16 protein-coding genes are annotated in these 19,190 nt (G+C 63.4%); 2 read left to right on the plus strand and 14 right to left on the minus strand.

Going from position 1 to position 19,190, the window contains the following annotated elements; all coding sequences use genetic code 11:
* Position 1 precedes the first annotated feature (1 nt).
* The 7 genes from nqrF to MSG32_RS09975 form a co-directional block, all read right to left on the minus strand.
* Positions 2–1,234 carry an NADH:ubiquinone reductase (Na(+)-transporting) subunit F gene (gene nqrF / locus MSG32_RS09945; RefSeq protein WP_043331915.1) on the minus strand — a complete coding sequence of 411 codons (1,233 nt, stop codon included), beginning with the start codon at positions 1,232–1,234 and terminating at the stop codon, positions 2–4.
* A gap of 25 nt (positions 1,235–1,259) precedes the next feature.
* Entirely contained in the window at positions 1,260–1,880 is a 621-nt protein-coding gene (gene nqrE / locus MSG32_RS09950) for an NADH:ubiquinone reductase (Na(+)-transporting) subunit E (protein ID WP_043331916.1), read from the minus strand.
* Between the two features lies 1 nt (position 1,881).
* On the minus strand, positions 1,882–2,550 hold the full coding sequence (locus MSG32_RS09955) for an NADH:ubiquinone reductase (Na(+)-transporting) subunit D (protein ID WP_043331917.1): 669 nt from the start codon (positions 2,548–2,550) through the stop codon (positions 1,882–1,884).
* Positions 2,551–2,552: 2 nt separating this feature from the next.
* Positions 2,553–3,335: a Na(+)-translocating NADH-quinone reductase subunit C gene (locus MSG32_RS09960; protein WP_043331918.1), complete on the minus strand. Its 783-nt coding sequence runs from the start codon at positions 3,333–3,335 to the stop codon at positions 2,553–2,555.
* A gap of 1 nt (position 3,336) precedes the next feature.
* Entirely contained in the window at positions 3,337–4,569 is a 1,233-nt protein-coding gene (locus MSG32_RS09965; RefSeq protein ID WP_043331920.1) for an NADH:ubiquinone reductase (Na(+)-transporting) subunit B, read from the minus strand.
* Positions 4,569–5,918: a Na(+)-translocating NADH-quinone reductase subunit A gene (locus MSG32_RS09970; protein ID WP_054555019.1), complete on the minus strand. Its 1,350-nt coding sequence runs from the start codon at positions 5,916–5,918 to the stop codon at positions 4,569–4,571. Before MSG32_RS09970 ends, MSG32_RS09965 begins: the two co-directional genes overlap by 1 nt.
* 341 nt (positions 5,919–6,259) lie before the next feature.
* On the minus strand, positions 6,260–7,708 hold the full coding sequence (locus MSG32_RS09975) for a glyceraldehyde-3-phosphate dehydrogenase (RefSeq protein WP_248379320.1): 1,449 nt from the start codon (positions 7,706–7,708) through the stop codon (positions 6,260–6,262).
* Between the two features lie 555 nt (positions 7,709–8,263).
* On the opposite strand from MSG32_RS09975, the gene mfd reads away from it, so the two are divergent.
* Complete coding sequence (mfd, locus tag MSG32_RS09980) at positions 8,264–11,791, plus strand: transcription-repair coupling factor (RefSeq protein WP_213113353.1); 3,528 nt, start codon at positions 8,264–8,266, stop codon at positions 11,789–11,791.
* Between the two features lie 218 nt (positions 11,792–12,009).
* Here mfd and MSG32_RS09985 read toward each other — a convergent pair whose 3' ends face one another.
* The 6 genes from MSG32_RS09985 to MSG32_RS10010 form a co-directional block, all read right to left on the minus strand.
* Positions 12,010–12,747 carry an S-methyl-5'-thioinosine phosphorylase gene (locus MSG32_RS09985; RefSeq protein ID WP_192838413.1) on the minus strand — a complete coding sequence of 246 codons (738 nt, stop codon included), beginning with the start codon at positions 12,745–12,747 and terminating at the stop codon, positions 12,010–12,012.
* 267 nt (positions 12,748–13,014) lie between these two features.
* Positions 13,015–13,596: a hypoxanthine-guanine phosphoribosyltransferase gene (locus tag MSG32_RS09990; protein ID WP_043331927.1), complete on the minus strand. Its 582-nt coding sequence runs from the start codon at positions 13,594–13,596 to the stop codon at positions 13,015–13,017.
* Entirely contained in the window at positions 13,577–14,923 is a 1,347-nt protein-coding gene (locus MSG32_RS09995) for a mechanosensitive ion channel family protein (protein ID WP_248379322.1), read from the minus strand. The genes MSG32_RS09990 and MSG32_RS09995 overlap by 20 nt, the downstream gene beginning before the upstream one ends.
* 48 nt (positions 14,924–14,971) lie before the next feature.
* Positions 14,972–16,117, minus strand: coding sequence for a beta-N-acetylhexosaminidase (nagZ, locus tag MSG32_RS10000; RefSeq protein ID WP_248379324.1), 1,146 nt, complete (start codon positions 16,115–16,117; stop codon positions 14,972–14,974).
* A 259-nt stretch (positions 16,118–16,376) separates the two neighbouring features.
* On the minus strand, positions 16,377–16,919 hold the full coding sequence (locus MSG32_RS10005) for a L,D-transpeptidase (protein WP_213113356.1): 543 nt from the start codon (positions 16,917–16,919) through the stop codon (positions 16,377–16,379).
* On the minus strand, positions 16,919–17,596 hold the full coding sequence (locus tag MSG32_RS10010) for a TetR/AcrR family transcriptional regulator (RefSeq protein ID WP_248379326.1): 678 nt from the start codon (positions 17,594–17,596) through the stop codon (positions 16,919–16,921). Before MSG32_RS10010 ends, MSG32_RS10005 begins: the two co-directional genes overlap by 1 nt.
* A gap of 566 nt (positions 17,597–18,162) precedes the next feature.
* Here MSG32_RS10010 and lexA point away from each other — a divergent pair.
* Positions 18,163–18,792, plus strand: coding sequence for a transcriptional repressor LexA (lexA, locus tag MSG32_RS10015; RefSeq protein WP_043332079.1), 630 nt, complete (start codon positions 18,163–18,165; stop codon positions 18,790–18,792).
* A 117-nt stretch (positions 18,793–18,909) separates the two neighbouring features.
* Here the strand turns inward: lexA and MSG32_RS10020 are convergent, their stop codons facing one another.
* Complete coding sequence (locus MSG32_RS10020) at positions 18,910–19,149, minus strand: hypothetical protein (RefSeq protein ID WP_052384340.1); 240 nt, start codon at positions 19,147–19,149, stop codon at positions 18,910–18,912.
* Positions 19,150–19,190: the final 41 nt, after the last annotated feature.

Consider the following 19,190-nt stretch of genomic DNA (forward strand, 5'->3'; position numbering starts at 1 on the left):
ATCAACCACCGAAGTCATCGAGCAGGATGTTCTCCGGCTCTACACCCATGTCGGTGAGCATCTTGACGACGGCTGCGTTCATCATGGGCGGCCCGCACATGTAGTACTCGCAATCCTCAGGCGCCGGGTGGTCCTTGAGGTAGTTTTCGTACAGGACATTGTGGATGAAGCCCGTCGGGCCTTCCCAGTTGTCCTCAGGCTGCGGATCGGACAGCGCCAGGTGCCATTCGAAGTTCTCGTTCTCTTCGGCCAGCTTGTCGTATTCCTCGTTGTAGAACGACTCGCGCATGGAGCGCGCACCGTACCAGAACGACATCTTGCGCTTGGAATTCAGACGCTTGAGCTGATCGAAGATATGGCTGCGCATCGGCGCCATGCCGGCACCACCACCGATGAAGACCATCTCGGCGTCGGTGTCCTTGGCGAAGAACTCACCGAACGGCCCCATCACGGTCACCTTGTCACCCGGCTTCAGCGAGAAGACGTAGGTGGACATCAGACCCGGCGGATGCTGGGAATTCGGCGGCGGAGTGGCGATACGGATGTTGAACTTCAGGATGCCGTACTCTTCCGGATAGTTCGCCATGGAGTAAGCGCGGATGACCGGCTCTTCGTTCTTGTGCTGAACGTTGAACAGACCGAACTTCTCCCAGTCACCACGATACTCTTCTTCGATGTCGAAGTCGGAGAACTTGATGTCGTAGGCCGGCGCTTCCAGCTGCACGTAACCACCGGCGCGGAAGTTGACTTCCTCGCCTTCCGGCAGCTGCAGGTTCAGCTCCTTGATGAAGGTCGCGACGTTCGGGTTGGCGGTGACGGTGGTTTCCCACTTCTTCACGCCGAAGATCTCTTCCGGCACTTCGATCTTCATGTCCTGCTTGACCGGGACCTGGCACGACAGGCGCCAGCCTTCCTTCTTCTCACCCATGGTGAAGTGGGATTCTTCGGTCGGCAGGATGGAACCGCCGCCTTCCGAGATCCGGCACTTGCACTGGGCACAGGAGCCACCGCCACCACAGGCGGAGGACAGGAAGATGCCGTTGGCGGCCAGGGTCTGCAGCAGCTTGCCGCCGGCCTGGGTCGTCAGGGTGTTGGCGGGGTCGTTGTTGATCTCGATCTGGACGTCACCACTCGAGACCAGCTTGCTGCGTGCCGCGAGAATCACGAGCACCAGGCCGATAACGACCACGGTGAACATGACGACGCCGAGCACGATGATGGAGGTATCTACCATTTCGATTTCCTTATGCTCGGTTGCGTTACAGCTGGACGCCGGAGAAGGACATGAAGCCCAGCGACATCAGGCCAACGGTGATGAAGGTGATGCCCAGACCCTGCAGGCCAGCCGGCACGTCAGAGTACTTGAGCTTCTCGCGGATACCGGCCAGTGCAGCGATGGCCAGGGCCCAACCGAAGCCGGCACCCACGCCATAGATGACGGACTCACCGAAGGTGTAGTCACGCTGCACCATGAACAGGGCCGCACCGAGGATGGCGCAGTTGACCGTGATCAGCGGCAGGAACACGCCCAGCGCGTTGTAGAGCGCCGGCACGAACTTGTCGAGGAACATCTCGAGGATCTGGACGATCGCCGCGATGACGCCGATGTAGGACAGGTAGCCCAGGAAGGACAGGTCGATGCTTTCCGCCCCTTCCAGACCCGTCCAGGTCAGCGCGCCTTCACGCAGCAGGTAGTTCAGGATCAGGTTGTTGACCGGAACGGTCACCGCCAGCACGACGATGACGGCCACGCCCAGACCGATCGCGGACTGGATCTTCTTGGACACCGCCAGGAAGGTACACATGCCCAGGAAGAAGGCCAGTGCCATGTTCTCGACGAACACGGCCTTGATGAACAGGCTCAGATAGTGTTCGAACATGTTACACAGCCTCCTTGATCTTGGTGTTGGCGGTAATCTTGTACTCCGCCTTCTCGACCTGCTCCGGGTAGATGCTGCGCAGCACCCAGATGAACAGACCGATGACGAAGAACGCGGACGGCGGCAGCAGCATCAGGCCGTTCGGGATGTACCAGCCACCGTCGTTGACGGTCTGCAGGATGGTCACGCCGAACAGGGAGCCGGAACCGAACAGCTCACGCACGAAGCCGACCACCAGCAGGATCACGGTGTAGCCGAGACCGTTGCCGATACCGTCGATGAAGCTCATCGTCGGGCCATTCTGCATGGCGTAGGCTTCAGCGCGCCCCATCACGATGCAGTTGGTGATGATCAGACCGACGAAGACCGACAGCTGCTTGGACGTCTCGAAGGCGAAGGCCTTCAGCGACTGGTCGACCACGATGACCAGCGAGGCAATGATCGTCATCTGCACGATGATGCGGATGGACGACGGGATGTGATTGCGGATCAACGAGATGAACATGCTGGAGAACGCTGTCACCAGGCACACCGCGATACCCATGATCAGGGCGGTGTTCATCGAGTTGGTCACCGCCAGCGCGGAGCAGATACCGAGGATCTGCAGCGCGATGGGGTTGTTCTTGAAGATCGGCGTCGTCAGGACACCTTTAGGAGTTTCGGCTGCCATCATTACGCTCCTTTGACGTCACGGAACTGGGTCAGGTACTTGGCGAAGCCATTCTCACCCATCCAGAACTGCAACAGGTTGGTCACGCCGTTGCTGGTCAGGGTAGCCCCTGACAGCGCATCGACCTGGTACTTGGCATCCGGAGAAGACGGATTCACGCCGCCCTTCTTCAGGTGCACTTCCGGGTCCATGCTGCCTTCGGGATAGATCTTCTTGCCATCCCACTGGGCCTTCCACTTCGGGTTGTCGACTTCGCCGCCAAGCCCCGGAGTTTCGCCCTGCTGGTAGAAGGAAAGACCGACCACGGTGTTGCCGTCACCCTTCAGTGCCAGATAGCCGTACATCATTGACCACAGGCCGTTGCCGCGCACCGGGACGATGATCTCGTCCGGCTGCTCGACATCGCCGACCAGGTAGACCACGGAGTACTGCTCACGACGCTTGATGCCCGGCAGGTCTTCATCGCCAGACAGGGTGCGTGAGGTGGCCGGGTCCTTGGACATCTTGGCCTGGTCGTACTTTTCCGGGTCGATGTCGTCGACGTATTCACCGGAATCCAGGTCCACCACCTTGGCGGTGACCTTGTCACGGAACTGCTGACCGATGTCTTCACCCGGCTGCAGCAGCTCGGCGACCGCGAGGATGTTGCTCTTGCGGTCCAGCTCGGCATTGGTCATCTGCATCGGACGCAGCACGACCGCTGCGGTGGAAACCACCACCGAGCAGACGATGCACAGCCCGAGCGCGACGCCGAGGGTTTTCTTGATGGAGTTGTTGCTGGCCATGTCAGACGGTCTCCTCGTTCGCGATGCCGGCAGTCTCGCGCTTGACGCGGCGCTTGATGTTGGCCTGCACGACGAAGTGGTCGATCAGCGGAGCGAACAGGTTGGCGAACAGGATCGCCAGCATGATGCCCTCCGGGAAGGCCGGGTTGGCGACACGGATCAGCACGGTCATCACGCCGATCAGTGCACCGAATACCAGCTTGCCCTTGTTGGTCATGGACGCGGAGACCGGATCGGTGGCCATGAAGACCATACCGAAGGCGAAGCCGCCGATGACCATGTGCCAGTACCACGGCATCTCGAACATGGCATTGGTGTCGCTGCCGATGGCATTGAACAGCGCCGAGGTCGCGATCATGCCCAGCAGGACGCCCAGCATGATTCGCCACGAGGCGATACGCGTCCACAGCAGCACTGCGGCACCGAGGAAGATCGCCAGTGTGGAGACCTCACCCACCGAGCCCGGAATGAAGCCGAGGAAGGCGTCGGTCCAGCTCATCTGCTGCATCAGGGCACCCATGCCATCCTGCGCGGCAGTGGAGAGCGCGGTCGCACCGGTGAAGCCGTCTGCCGGTACCCATACCGCGTCGCCGGAAATGCTGGCCGGGTAGGCGAAGTACAGGAAGGCACGGCCGGAGAGTGCCGGGTTGAGGAAGTTCTTGCCGGTACCGCCGAAGACTTCCTTGCCGATCACCACACCGAAGGTGATACCGAGCGCGACCTGCCACAGCGGAATGGTCGCCGGCAGTGTCAGGGCGAACAGCACCGAGGTGACGAAGAAGCCTTCATTGACCTCGTGGCCGCGACGCATCGCGAACAGCACTTCCCAGAACCCGCCGACCGCGAAGGTCACCAGATAGATGGGCAGGAAGTAGGTGGCCCCCAGGATGAAGTTGGCCCACACGCTGCCGGCATCGTGGCTGCCCGCCAGCAGCATGACGATGGCTTCACGCCAGCCGCCCAGTGCGCTGTAACCGCCAGCGATGGCCTCGTTGGCCTGCAGACCGGCGTTGTACATGCCGAAGAACATGGCCGGGAAGGTACACATCCAGACCGTGATCATGATGCGCTTCAGGTCGATGCCATCACGCACGTGAGTGGTGCTGCGCGTGACGCTCGCCGGCGCATAGAAAATGGTGTCCACGGCTTCGTAGAGCGCGTAGAACTTCTCGTACTTGCCACCTTTGTGGAAGTGCGGCTCCAGGTTATCCAGAGTCTGTCGAATGCCCATCATCAGACCTCTTTCTCGATCGTGGTGAGGTTGTCACGCAGGATGGGACCGTACTCGTACTTGCCCGGGCACACGTAGGTGCACAGCGCGAGGTCCTCTTCATCAAGCTCCAGGCAGCCAAGCTGCATGCCGGTCTCGATATCACCCACGATCAGCGAACGCAGCAGCTGCGTCGGCAGAATGTCCAGCGGCATGACCGCCTCGTACGCGCCCACCGGCACCATGGCACGCTCGGAGCCGTTGGTGGAGGTGTTCGGGCGGTAGTCGGTCAGACCGGTCAGCTTCGACAGGTAGATACCCAGCACCGAGTGACGCTTGGCGCCCATCGACAGCCAGCCCATGAAGGCACGCTTGTTGCCTTCCTCGAGCAGGCTCACCTGATTGTGGTAGCGGCTGACGAAACGCAGCGCCCCTTCACAGGTCAGGCCGGAGAACACCGAACCGGAGATGACACGCGTGTCTTCCGGCTGCTCGACTTCGCCCTTGAGCAGCTCTTCGGTGCTGGCGCCCAGACGGGTGCGCAGCAGACGCGGCTTGGTGGCACGCGGGCCACCGACGGCGATGACGCGCGTGGTGTCCAGGCGACCTTCCGCCAGCAGCGTACCGATGGCGACCACATCCTGATAACCGACATGCCAGACCTGACGCTGCAGGCTGACCGGTGCGAGGTGATGGATGTGCGTGCCCGGCAGACCCGCCGGGTGCGGGCCCTTGAAGGACTCGCTGACCACACCGGAGACGTCGCCACCCGGGATATCAGCACCCGGTGCCTGGCACAGGAACACCTTGCCTTCGGTCAGACGCGTCAGTGCGACGAGACCCTGACGGAAAGCGGCTTCCTGGCCCTTGAGCACCACGGCCGGATCCGCGGACAGCGGGTGGGTATCGATGGCGGTGACGAAGATGGCTGCCGGCTTGGCATCCAGCGCCGGCACGCGCGAGAACGGGCGGGTACGCAGCGCCGTCCACAGACCGGACTCGACCAGCTGGTCGACCACGACCTGACGTTCGAGACCTGCAATGGCGGCGTCGCCATGTGCAGTGAATTCCACAGCTTCGCCCTGCGCGTCGATCTCGATGACCACGGACAGAAGCTTGCGCTTCTCGCCACGATTGATCTCGACCACAGTACCGGCAGCAGGCGCGGTGTAACGGACGCCCGGGGTCTTCTTGTCAGTGAACAGGAGTTGCCCCTGCTTCACCTTGTCCCCTTCACGGACTTCCATCGTCGGCTTCATGCCGACGTAGTCAACACCCAGGATCGCTACGCGACGAACGGGCTGCGCATCCTCGATACGCTGCTCCGGCGCCCCGGCGATGGGGAGATCCAGGCCACGTTTGACTTCGATCATAGACTCGCCCAATTGTCGGATCTGATGTTGTTCAGGAAAGATCACCCATCGTAGATACGCCTCGAGGCCGATAATTGACCAGGCAACCTCGCGATTTTCGCGTATCAGGCAATGTGAATGCTTTTCTTATCAGACGGTTGGAGGTGTAGCCCAGAGATTGGACCGGCCCAAAAAAATCCGGCTCATTATAAAGATGCGAGGCCGGAAAGACCATACGACACTAAAGTGGTGCACACGCCAAAAACGCCAACGCCCCCGCCATCATTGAGGGCAGGGGCGTTGTAACAGCAGGTATTTATTTCAATTTTTCGCAAGTCACGCCACAGACGCGGCGCATTGACTCAGCGCGTCGGGAAGTAGCTGAAACGCACGTTGGACATGTGCTGCAGAATACGCACCACCTGACAGCTGTAACCGAACTCGTTGTCGTACCACACGTACACGACGGCCTGCTTGTCGGTGACGATGGTCGCCTGGCCATCGACGATGCCGGAATGACGGTTGCCGACGAAGTCCGAGGACACCACTTCACAGGAATCGACGTAGTCGATCTGCTTCTGCAGCGAGGAATGCAGCGAGGCGGTGCGCAGGAAGTCGTTCATGCGCTCGGCGTCGCTTGCGGTGTTCAGGGTCAGGTTGAGGATCGCCATCGAGACATTGGGCGTCGGCACACGGATCGCGTTGCCGGTCAGCTTGCCGGAAAGCTCCGGCAGCGCCTTGGCGACGGCCTTGGCGGCACCGGTCTCGGTCAACACCATGTTGAGGGCCGCGGCACGGCCACGACGATCACCACTGTGGAAGTTGTCGATCAGGTTCTGGTCATTGGTGTAGGAGTGCACCGTCTCGACGTGACCCTGACTGACACCGTACTCGTCGTGCAGCATCTTCAGCACCGGCACGATGGCGTTGGTGGTACAGGAGGCCGCGGAGATGATGCGGTCATCATCGCTGATGTCGGTGTGGTTGACGCCGTAGACGATGTTCTTGAGATCGCCCTTGCCCGGCGCCGTCAGCAGCACCTTGGCCACGCCCTTGCACTCCAGGTGCTGACCCAGGCCCGCTTCGTCACGCCACTTGCCGGTGTTGTCGACCACGATGGCGTTGTCGATGCCGTGCGCGGTGTAATCGATCTCGGTGGGCGAATTGGCGTAGATGATCTTGATGTAGTTGCCGTTGACGATCAGCGCCGAGTTTTCCTCATCGACGGTGATGCTGCCCTCGAAGGGACCGTGCACCGAGTCGCGACGCAGCAGGCTGGCCCGCTTTTCCAGATCATCCTTGCTGCCACGCACCACGATGGCGCGCAGGCGCAGCAGGTTACCGCCGCCGGCCTTCTCGATCATGATGCGCGCCAACAGGCGGCCGATACGCCCGAAGCCATACAGGACGACGTCCTTCGGGTCGCCGCCCATGCCGCCTTCGACGTAGCCACCGACGATGTCGGCCAGCTCACGCTTGAGGAAGGCGGTGATGTCCGTCTCGTCAGAGCGCTTGAAGGCGACGGCCAGCTTGCCGATGTCGACGTGGGCCGGGCCCAGGTTGAGCTCGATCATGGCGCGCACCAGCGGGAAGGTATCTTCCACTGACAGCTCGACGCCTTCGGCCTTGCGCACCCAACGGTGGTTCTTGAGGATGCGCACCATCGAGCGATTGATCAGCGAACGCCCGTAGATGGAGGGCACGACGTTGAAGCGGCGGTAGAGATCTCCCAACAGCGGGATCATCTGCTCCGCGAGGGCTTCATTGTCCTGCCACTGCTTGAAACAGGCTTCGAGATTCTCTTGGCTCACGGGTGCATCCTCTCACGTGCGGGCAAATAATGATGGTCGTCACCGAGCGCTTGGCGACGCCGGACAAGGCCAGCTGAGTATGCGTAACGCGGCTATGCACCACAATGAAAGGATGGTCGCACGCAGGGTAGTAGTGCTACAGAATCAACGATTTGACTACAAAAGCGTTTCCCCCATCCCGCGCTCGGCCATCTGCGTCCACGGTGCTGAAAAGCGTATCACTTGCCCCCATATAGCGACTGACTTGCTATGATCAAGCGCGACTCCTTTCATGGCGGCGACTGACGTTGCAGCCCCTTGCGCTGCGACAGCTTGCGTTGAAGCGCGCCTGCCTTGTTGCTCACCTGAGTGTGCCGCGCGCTCACCAATGTGCCGTGCACCCGAGAGACTGCCTTGCGCTCATGAGTCGCTCAGCGTCATCTGCATGCGTGGGCCGCTCACCGCGAGCGCCTGACCCAGCACCTTATTCACTCGGGCCCTGCCCGTGACGTCATCCCGTGCCGTGAACGCCGCAAGGCGTTGCGCCCAAGCCCAGGACACAAGACACCAGAGCCCATGTTCGAGACTCCGCTGACGCCCCCGTTGCCGCGCTCGCGCCGCGAAACCACCTTCTGGATGCTCAATGATCCCAGCGCCGCGGCGCTGGCGCTGGCGCGCCTGGCCGATGCCGATGAAGCGCCGCTGATGGTCATCACCCCGGACACCGCCAGCGCCCAGCGCCTGGAAGCCGACCTGCGCTTCTATACGCGCCATCCCGAGCGCCTGCTGCCCTTCCCCGATTGGGAAACGCTGCCCTACGACAGCTTCTCGCCGCACCAGGACATCGTCTCGGAGCGCCTGCGCACCCTGCGCACCCTGCAGACCAGCCGCCGCGCCATCGTGCCGGTACCGGTCAACACCCTGATGCAGCGCCTCGCGCCGGTGGATTACATCGCAGGCCAGGTCTTCAGTCTCGCCAAGGGCGACATCCTCAATCGCGAGGACTTCCGCTCACGCCTGTCGCGCGCCGGTTACCGCGCGGTGGAGACGGTCTACGAGCCGGGCGAATACGCCCTGCGCGGCGCATTGATCGACCTGTTCCCCATGGGCAGCGAGCAACCGCTGCGCATCGACCTGTTCGATGACGAGATCGACACCCTGCGGGCCTTCGACCCTGACACCCAGCGCAGTGGCGACAAGGTCGAGGCGATCGAGATTCTGCCTGCGCATGAATATCCGCTGACGCGCGGCGCCATCGCCTGCTTCCGCGAGGGCTTCGAGACGCTGTTCGACGTCGACCCGCGCCAGTGCATTCTCTACAACGACGCCATCAAGGGCATCCCCTCGCCGGGGCTCGAGCAGTACCTGCCGCTGTTCTTCGACGAGACCGCGACGCTGTTCGATCACATGGGCGACGAGCTGCGCATCGCCATGCTGCCCGGCGTGCGCGAGGCGGCCGAGAGCCACTGGGACGCCATCACCACCCGCTACGCCAATCTGGGCGTCGACCCGACACGCCCGCTGCTGCCACCGCACCGCGCCTTCGTGCCGGTCAATGAGCTGCTGGGCCTGATCAAGCAGCACGAGCGCATCGAGCTGGTACGCGAGCCCAATGCCCACGCCATCGAGTTCGGCCACCAGACACTGCCAAGCCTGGCCATCGATGCGCGCAGCGCCGACCCGACCCAGGCCCTGGCCAGCTTCCTGAAACAACGCCTGAACGGTGAGCACGCCCAGCGCGTACTGTTCGTCGCCGAGACCCAGGGCCGCCGCGAAGTCGTCGAGGAGCAGCTCACCCCGCTGCTGCGCGGCTTCGGGCTGCGCAGCCTGGATGACTTCGCAAGCTTCGAGCACTTCGTGGATAGCCCAGCCGCCGTCGGCCTGACCGTCGGTGGCCTGACGCATGGCACCTGGGTGGCCAGCGCGCAGGCAGAAGATGCGCTGTCCAGCGATGATACCGACAGCCACAAGGGGCTGGTGGTCATCACCGAGACCGAGCTCTACGGCGAAGTGGTACGTCAGAGCCGCCGCCAGGCGCGCGCCACCGATGACAACGAGCTGGCCGTGCGCCACCTCTCGGAGTTGCGTGAAGGCGCGCCGGTGGTGCACCACACCCACGGCGTCGGCCGCTATCTGGGGCTGGAGACCATCAACGCCGGGGGTCAGGAGGCCGAGTTCCTCGCGCTCGAATACGCCGATGGCGCCAAGCTCTACGTGCCGGTGGACAGCCTGCACCTGATCTCGCGCTATTCCGGGGCCAGTGACGAGCTGGCGCCGCTGCACAAGCTGGGCTCCGAGCAGTGGGAGAAGGCCAAGCGCAAGGCCGCCGAGAAGATCCGCGATACCGCCGCCGAGCTGCTGGATGTCTATGCACGCCGCGAGGCGCGTGTCGGCCATGCCTGTGACTTCCCCGCCGAGGACTACGCACGCTTCGCGGCCAGCTTCCCCTTCGAGGAAACGCCGGACCAGGCGCAGACCATCGGCGCGGTGATCCAGGACATGTGCGCGCCCCAGCCGATGGACCGCGTGGTATGTGGCGATGTCGGCTTCGGCAAGACGGAAGTCGCGATGCGCGCCGCCTTCCTCGCCGTCAATTCCGGCCGCCAGGTGGTGGTGCTGGTGCCCACCACCCTGCTCGCCCAGCAGCACTACGACAACTTCCGCGATCGCTTCGCCGACACCGCGGTGGAGATTGCCCTGCTGTCGCGTTTCACCAGCGGCAAGGGCCAGGAAGCCTCGCTCGAGCGCATCAGGAACGGCCAGGCCGATATCGTGATCGGCACTCACAAGCTGCTCTCCAAATCGCTGGAGCTGCCCAACATGGGGCTGCTGATCATCGATGAGGAGCACCGCTTCGGCGTCTCCCAGAAGGAGCGCCTCAAGAGCCTGCGCGCCGAGGTCGACATCCTGACCCTGACTGCCACGCCGATTCCGCGCACGCTGAACATGGCGATGAGCGGCATCCGCGACCTGTCCATCATCGCCACGCCACCGGCGCGCCGCCTGTCGGTGAAGACATTCGTCCAGCAGCGCAATGACGGCGTGGTCAAGGAAGCCATCCTGCGCGAGCTGCTGCGCGGCGGGCAGGTCTACGTGCTGCACAATGAGGTCAAGACCATCGAGGAGAGCGCCGCGCGCATCGCGGAGCTGGTGCCGGAGGCCAATGTCGGCGTCGCCCACGGCCAGCTGCCGGAGCGCAGCCTGGAGCGGCGCATGTCGGACTTCTATCACAAGCGCTTCAACGTGCTGGTGTGCTCGACCATCATCGAGACCGGCATCGACATCCCGAGCGCCAACACCATCATCATCGAGCGCGCCGACAAGTTCGGCCTGGCCCAGCTGCACCAGCTGCGTGGCCGCGTCGGGCGCTCGCATCACCAGGCCTACGCCTACCTGCTGACCCCGCACCCCAAGGCGATGACCCGCGATGCGGTCAAGCGCCTGGAAGCGATCAGCGAATCCCAGGACCTCGGCGCCGGCTTCACGCTGGCCTCCCATGACATGGAGATTCGCGGCGCGGGTGAGCTGTTGGGTGACGAGCAGTCCGGCCAGATGGAAACCATCGGCTACTCGCTGTACATGGAGATGCTCGATCGCGCCGTGAAGGCCATCAAGGCGGGCAAGACGCCCAATATCGAGTCGCCGCTGGATGAAGGCGTCGAGGTCAGCCTGAACCTTCCGGCACTGATTCCGGCCGATTATCTGCATGACGTCCAGCAGCGCCTGATGATGTACAAGCGCATCAGCAACGCCGAGAACGCAAGCGACCTGCGCGAACTGCAGGTCGAGATGATCGACCGCTTCGGCCTGCTGCCGGAACCGGTCAAGACGCTGTTCCGCCAGACCCAGCTGCGCCAGCGCGCCCAGGCGCTGGGCATCATCAAGCTGGAGGCCGGCGCCGGACGTGGTCGCATCATCTTCGGCGCCCAGACGCCGGTCGATCCGCTGACGCTGGTCAACCTGATCCAGCGCCAGTCGGATGTCTACAAGCTGGAAGGCGCCGACACGCTGCGCTTCGCCACCGACATGGATGACGCCGAGAAGCGCTTCAGCTTCTGCGAAACCTTGCTGGACCTGCTCAACGCCAAGACCAAGGCGGCCTGACGCGCCCTGTGCTGCCAGGCGCTTGGGCTCGAACGTGGGCATGAACTTGAGCGTGAGCGTGAGCGTGAGCGTGAGCGGAACATGAAAACGGCCTGCATCGCGGATGCAGGCCGTTTTTTTCGTGCGGGCATACCCTCTACACCCTCTACACGCCCTACCTACACCACCGCCTACCTACAACCACCGCCTCCCCCACTCTCCTCCTGAAGTCAGGCAGCTCAGGCACGGCGTGCCAATAGCGTCGCCAACAAGCGCTGCACCCTGGGCATGCCGGCCTCGATCACGGATTCCGTGCCCGCACGGGTCGGCTCCTCTTCGCCAACGCCCGCGGCATGGCTGATCACCAGACACAGGCTGGCGTATTCCATCTCGAGCTCGCGCGCCAGCACGGCCTCGGGCATGCCCGTCATGCCGACCAGCGTATTGCCATCACGCGCCATCAGGCGGATCTCGGCGGCCGTTTCCAGCCGCGGCCCCTGCACCACGCCCAGCACCCCGCCAGCCGTGAGGGGCAGCCCCGCCTCGGCGGCCGCCGCATGCAGCTCCTCACGCCAGACCCGATGATACGGCCAGGCGAACGACACATGCTGGAACGGCTTGAAACGCCCATCGAAGAATGAGCCCTCGCGGCCGGTGGTGTAATCGATCAGCTGGTCCGGCACCACCAGCGTGCCCGGGGCCAGCGTCGGGTCGATGCCGGACACACAGTTGACTCCCACCACATGGGTCGCGCCCGCCTGCTTGAGCGCCCACAGATTGGCGCGATAGTTGATGCGATGCGGCGGCACCTTGTGCGGTTGGCCATGACGGGCCAGAAACAGCAGCGACTGCCCATTCAGACGCCCTTCCACGACGCCACAGGAGGCCGCCCCCAGGGGCGTTTCCTGCCCGCCGCGCCTGAGCACTTCCATGCCTGACCAACTGCCGAACCCCGTCCCACCGATCACCGCCAGCATCGCCCGCCTCCTTGCCACCCATGTGCAGGAATCTCTCGGGACCGGACACTCCGATCCTCAGCGAACGCTACTCCGAGCCAACCGACAACGACAAGCACAATCGTCACGCTTTGCGCCAGGAGAACAGAAAAGGCCCCGAAAACGACACCACCCGCCGCGGTTGCCCGGGCGGGTGGTGAACGAATGTCAGCGTTGACGATGTCAGCCGGCGATGGCGACTGCCATCCGGCGGCTCACGTCACAGACACTTGGGTTAAAGCCCTTGGGTTACAGCCCCTTGGGCGCGTAGATGCCCGGCGCGTTACGCCAGTAGCCCTTGTAGTCCATGCCGAAGCCGAATAGGAAGCGGTCTTCGACGTCCAGCCCGCAGAAATCGGCCTTGAAGCCCGGGTAGGCCTTGCGGTCATGCTTCTTGTCGACCAGCACACAGCTGGAGACGCTGCGCGCACCGGCTTCACGGCAGTACTCGAGGATCGCGGCCAGGGTGCCACCCTCATCGAGAATGTCATCGACGATCACCACGTCGCGACCGGCCATCGGCAGCTCCGGGTTGACGCGCCAGAACAGCTCGCCGCCGCGCATCGCGCCACGGTAGCGAGTGGCGTGCAGATAATCGACTTCCAGCGGGAAGTCGAGGCGGGTCAGCAGCTGGCCGGCGGTGATCAGGCCGCCGTTCATCACGCAATAGAAGATCGGCATGCGATCGCCGAGGCGTTCCGTCAGCTCAACGGCCATGCGGTCGAGTGCCACTTCAAGGTCAGCTTGCGGGATCAGGCAATCGGCATTGTCCATCACCTCACGCATTTCGTCATGCAGGGCGGTGAGGGTCTCAGGCGTCGGAGTCAGCATCGGGAGTTTCCTGGGTGTCACTGGCCTCATCTCCACGCCGGACGGGCGCAGAGGAGGATGTAGCAGCGGCGGTTGAATCAGAACGGCGGCGGGACCCGCGCGTCTGCGTGTCTGATGACGCCGCGGCATTCTCAGCCTCGGCGTCGTGTTCATGGTGGCGTCCTTCGAAGGACAGTACATCGGCAAAGTGCAGACGCTGGCCAGGCAGCGCCACCTGGGCATCATGCTCACGGATGATGTCGTGCACCTTGAGCAGGACATCCTGCTTGATCGCGTGGTACTTCACCCAGTCGGTGGTGCGCGTGAAGACATAGACGAAGAAGTTCAGCGAATGCTCACCGTAGGTGGTGAAGTTGACGATCTGGGTGCGCGTCTGGTCGATCTCGTCATGGCCTTCCAGCATCTCGCGTACCGCGGCAACGATGGGGCCTACCTGGGCGGCATCCTCATAGCGCAGCCCCACGGTCTCGAAGATGCGGCGATTGTACATGCGCGACGGATTCTCCACCGAGATGCTGGTGAAGATGGCGTTCGGCACGTAAAGGGGCCGCATGTCGAAGGTGCGGATGCGCGTCAGGCGCCAACCGATATCCTCGACGGTGCCCTCGATCTCGCGGTCCGGTGAGCGGATCCAGTCGCCGACCTTGAAGGGCCGGTCGAGATGGATCATCAGGGCACCGAAGAAGTTGGCCAGCAGATCCCGCGCCGCAAAGCCGACCGCGATACCGCCGACACCCCCGAAGGCCAGCACCCCGGACAGCGAGACGCCGAGATTCTGCAGGATGGCCAGCCCCACCAGCACGACCACGACCGCCCGCAGCAGCTTGCTGATCGCCGAGGCCGTGGTGGCATCCATCGCGTTGACGTTGGTGCCGGGCGGCGGCATGGTGCGCAGCGCCTCGAAGCGCTTGACCATGCGAATCAACGCCCAGGCCAGCGCCAGCAAGGTCACGATCTGGCGCGCCGTGCCCAGGTACTTCTCGGCCCCGCCGAGGCTGAACTGGCCGGCGATGATGCCGAGCGCCACCAACACCCCCATGCTGTAGAGCCAGAATGACAAGGGATGACGCAGGCCATGCACCAGGGCGTCATCCCACAGGTTGCGGCTCTTCTCGGCATGCGCCGCCAGGCGGGTGAGCACCACTCGCTCGATGAGGTGCAGCAACAGCACCGCCAGCAGCAGCAGAGCGAGATTGATGCCCCACAGCGGCAGACCAAAGGTCTGCTCGACCCATTGGCGCAGCGGCTCGACCCATTGATTGATCATCTCTTCGGCAGGCGCTGCCAGCTTGTCGGCAGCAGCCTCGGTGGCGGATTGCTCAGCCATGGGAATTCCTTGCCAGTCTTCGACTCGAAAAAGGCACCGCGTGCCTGATTATTGCGCGCTACCGGACTCAGAGGCCGACCGTGCGTCAGACGCGTCAGCGGCGCCTAGTGTGCCCGAGGGCATGGCAGCCTGCTGTGATGCCTGACTGGCCGCCATCGATTCGAGCCGCGCGTGGGTGCGCCGCCAGCGTGCCAGCCCCACCAGGCCATCAAGCGTCGGGCGAGCTCGCGCATAGCGCAGCCGCGCCTGGCGCTTGCCACGGTGGCGCTGCTCATCGTCATCGAGGCTGTCGAGCACTTCGCGCGCGGCGGCCGGATCATTGCAGACCAGCGCCATGTCGCAGCCGGCGTCCAGCGCCAGGCGCGCACGCTCTGCCGGGCCACCTTCCGCGACGGCCGCCGCCATGCCGAGATCATCGGAAAAGATGGCGCCCTTGAAGCCGAACTCTTCGCGCAGCAGGCCCAACCAGCTGGGCGAGAAGCCCGCGGGACGTGCATCGAAATCCGGATAGATCACATGCGCCGGCATCACGCCGCCCAGACGCTCGGCGAGAGCCGCGAAGGGCTTGAGGTCATGCTCGCGCAGCTCGCGGAACGGCCGCGGGTCGACCACGCGCTCCAGATGGGTATCTGCCGAGATGCCACCATGCCCCGGGTAATGCTTGCCGACGGCCGACATGCCCGCCTCCTGCAGCCCGTCGATGAAGGCGCCGCCCACCGCGATGACGTCTTCCGGCGTGGCGCCGAAGCTACGATCGCCAATGATGGTCGAGCCCGCCACATCGATATCCAGTACCGGCGCAAAGGTGATATCACAGCCGATGGCTGCCATCTCCATGCCCAGCAGCCAGCCGGCATCGCGTGCCAGACCCAGGCCTGCGGCCTGGGCGTCTTCGCCGCAGCCATCACAGTCACGGCCGAGACAGCACTGTGCCAGGCTGCGCATCGATGGCAGGCGTGTCACGCCCTCGCGCAGACGCTGGACGCGCCCGCCCTCCTGATCGATGGCGATCAGCAGGTGCGGATTGACGCTGCGAATCTCGCGGCTCAGCTCCAGTACCTGCTCGGGAGAGGCGCAATTGCGCGCAAACAGGATGACGCCCCCGACGGCAGGGCGTGCCAGCAGTTCACGTTCGTCGCGGGCGAGGGTCAGCCCCGCAACATCGACCATTACGGAGCCCAGTGGCTGTGTCATGTCATCCTTCCTGTCCATGGCCTGCGGCAGTGATGTCCCGTGAAGAGAGGAATCACGACCGCCAGGACTTCATGTCTTTTACGGGGCTCGGCAGCCTGGAAGAAACGTGATGAATCAGGCTGCCAGCGCGAGGAAAGGCGCAATTCTAGCCGACTGAACCCCTATCGAACAGTCGCGGCCAGCTGCGCCCCGGCAAGGGGCTGTCACCCAGGTTCCGGTGACAGCTCATGGAGGGTATCAGACTCGGGCACCAACGCCTTCAGGCATGCAGCAGCACCGGGGTGCCGGGCACAGCCTCGGCAAAGAGTCGCAGCAGGTCGTCATCACGCAAGCGAATGCAGCCGTGGGACGCCGCTACCCCCATGGGCTCCGTGCTGGGCGTGCCATGAAAATAGATGTAGCGGCGCAGGCTATCGACCCGCTCGCCGCGGGCATTGCGACCACGATTGACGCCGGGCTCGCGGCCGCTGAGCCACAGAATGCGCGTCAGGATCCAGTCACGCTCAGGATGCTCTAAGGCAAGCTCGGGCGTGAACACCTCGCCCGTGAAGCGCCGGCCGCGATAGACGGCGCCACGCGGATTGCCCGCCCCGATGGCGGCACGAATCACATGCCAGCCGGTTGGCGTGCAACCGCTGCCGTCGAGCTCGCCGATACCGTTGAGGCCGCTGGAGATCGCGCAGGCATGCACCAGCGCGTCAGGGTCAGCCGCGGGGGGCGGCGCATCACGACTGCCACTCGGCGCGTCATTGCGTATCTCAAGGCTCTGGCGCGAGAGATCCACCGCTACCCAGCAGGCCATCAGCTGGCCGCCTGGGTGACCGCCTCACCATCTCCGAGCGTGGCCGGCAACGGCGCTGCCATCGCCGCGACCACCACCGGCCGCATGTGCTGGATCAGCTCGCGCACCGTGGTGTGATGGCCGTACTCGGCCTCCTCGATATCGCGCAGCGCATCCAGGCCCGAGAAGGTGAATATCACGCTGCCGAGCATGAAGTGCAGACGCCAGAAGCGCTCGTTGTCCGGCAGATCAGGCGTCGCCAGCTTCAGAAGCTCGGCGAAGCGGCTGAAGACCGTGCCGTAATGCTCGCGGATATAGCGCCGCATGTGGCCCTGACCCTGGGTATAGGCAAGCCCGAGCAGGCGCATGAAGGTACGCAGGCTATTGCGCTCGGCCGGCACCTCCAGCACGGTACGCGCCATCACCTCCAGCAGGACCTCCAGCGGCACCTGGCGCCCGGCGTATTGCTGCTCGACGCTGTCGAGTGCCGCGTGGAAACGCTCACTGAACGGATCGAGATAGCGTGCGAAGACCGCCTGGATCAGCGATTTCTTGGAGCCGAAGTGGTAGTTCACCGCCGCCAGATTGACCTTGGCCTTGCTGGTGATGTTACGCAGTGAGGTCTCGGCGAAGCCGCGCTCGGCGAACAGCACCTCGGCAGTATCGAGGATGCGGGTAACGGTATCAGTCTGGGCCATGGGCGGAACCCTTGTCAGGTAGAAAAGGACTGGAGTCGTAGGTCACGGCGCAAGCCCCGCGCGGCGACTCTCTCATGAGGTGGTGCAGGTTCACCGCAAGGCGCGTTCGATCATGACACCCGTGAGCACTACCATCGGCGAACATTCGTTTGAAACACTTTGATTCTAGCGCGCCATGCCATGACTGACAATTCTCTCGCGTTTCAAACGCCAGAGGTTTAGCCAAGCCTGATATTCCCTCAGCGCTGACCATCCCGATTCAAGGGCTCGTCATGCTCGGTGACTGACCACCCCGCCAGAGCCAGGCCGGGTTCATTTCCAGACATTCATCTCCAGACATTCACCTCCAGACATTCACTTCCAGACATTCCCTTCAAGAAAGAATGCCTCGGATATCGGCAGGAAAAGTCGCCAGACAGCGATATCCCGTCGACTACCTGCCCTTTGAGGCCACCACGCAAGCCACGATGCCTTGCATGACCGCCATGACTGGATACAATGACAGTTGTATGGATGCACACCCCGTGCCGTCAGCTCAAGATGCCGCCCAGGCCAAAGGCAATGCCATGACCCAGCCGCTTACTCCGCGCCAGCAGGATGTCTTCGACTTCATCATCAAGACCATCAAGTCCTCTGGCTACCCGCCGACGCGGGCCGAAATCGCCCAAGCGCTGGGCTTCCGCTCACCGAATGCCGCCGAGGAGCATCTGCGTGCCCTCAAGCGCAAGGGCGCCATCGAGATGGTGCCGGGCACCTCACGCGGCATTCGCGTGCCGTCGCTGGCTGACGTCGACGACAGCGCCAACGATGGCCTGCCGGTGATCGGGGAAGTGGCCGCCGGCAGCCCGATTCTTGCCAGCGAGCATATCGACCGTCATTGTCCGCTACCGAGCGACTACTTCTCGCCGGCTGCCGACTACCTGCTGCGTGTACGCGGCGTGTCGATGAAGGACGTGGGGATTCTGGAAGGTGACCTGCTGGCCGTGCACCGCACCAGCAGCGTGCGTGACGGCCAGATCGTGGTGGCACGTCTGGGGGATGAGGTCACCGTCAAGCGCTTCCGCCGTGACGGGCATTACGTGTGGCTGGAAGCCGAGAACGAGGACTTCTCGCCGATCAAGGTCGACCTGCGCACGGACAGCCTGGAGATCGAGGGTCTCGGGGTGGGCGTCATCCGCGATGGTGGCCTGCACTGAGACCTTGACCAGCGGCGCTCTTCTCGCAAAGCTCTGAGCAACAGAAAAGCCGCACGCATTGCACAAAAAAACCCGCCTCAAGGCGGGTTTTTTTGTGCGCGAAGCGCGAGCGATGAATCAGTGCACGATGCCTTCTGACTGCTCGTCCTCGTCTTCTTCGCCATCCCAGAGGCGAGTCCGGGTGATGGCGTGGTCGATCATCTCACGCGCGACCTCGAAACGATTGTCACGCAGCAGATCAGCGGCCTCGTCCGAAATGCGAATGCTGAGCAGCGGCTCACCTTCGCTTTCCGCGGCGCGCAGAATCACTTCACCATCTTCCATTTGCACAATTTCAAGTACGGCGGGATCGGACACGTCATTCCTCCTGCACGGCATCTCGCGAGATACCGGCGTCG

The organism is Cobetia sp. 1CM21F (assembly GCF_023161745.1).
GTDB lineage: Bacteria > Pseudomonadota > Gammaproteobacteria > Pseudomonadales > Halomonadaceae > Cobetia > Cobetia amphilecti.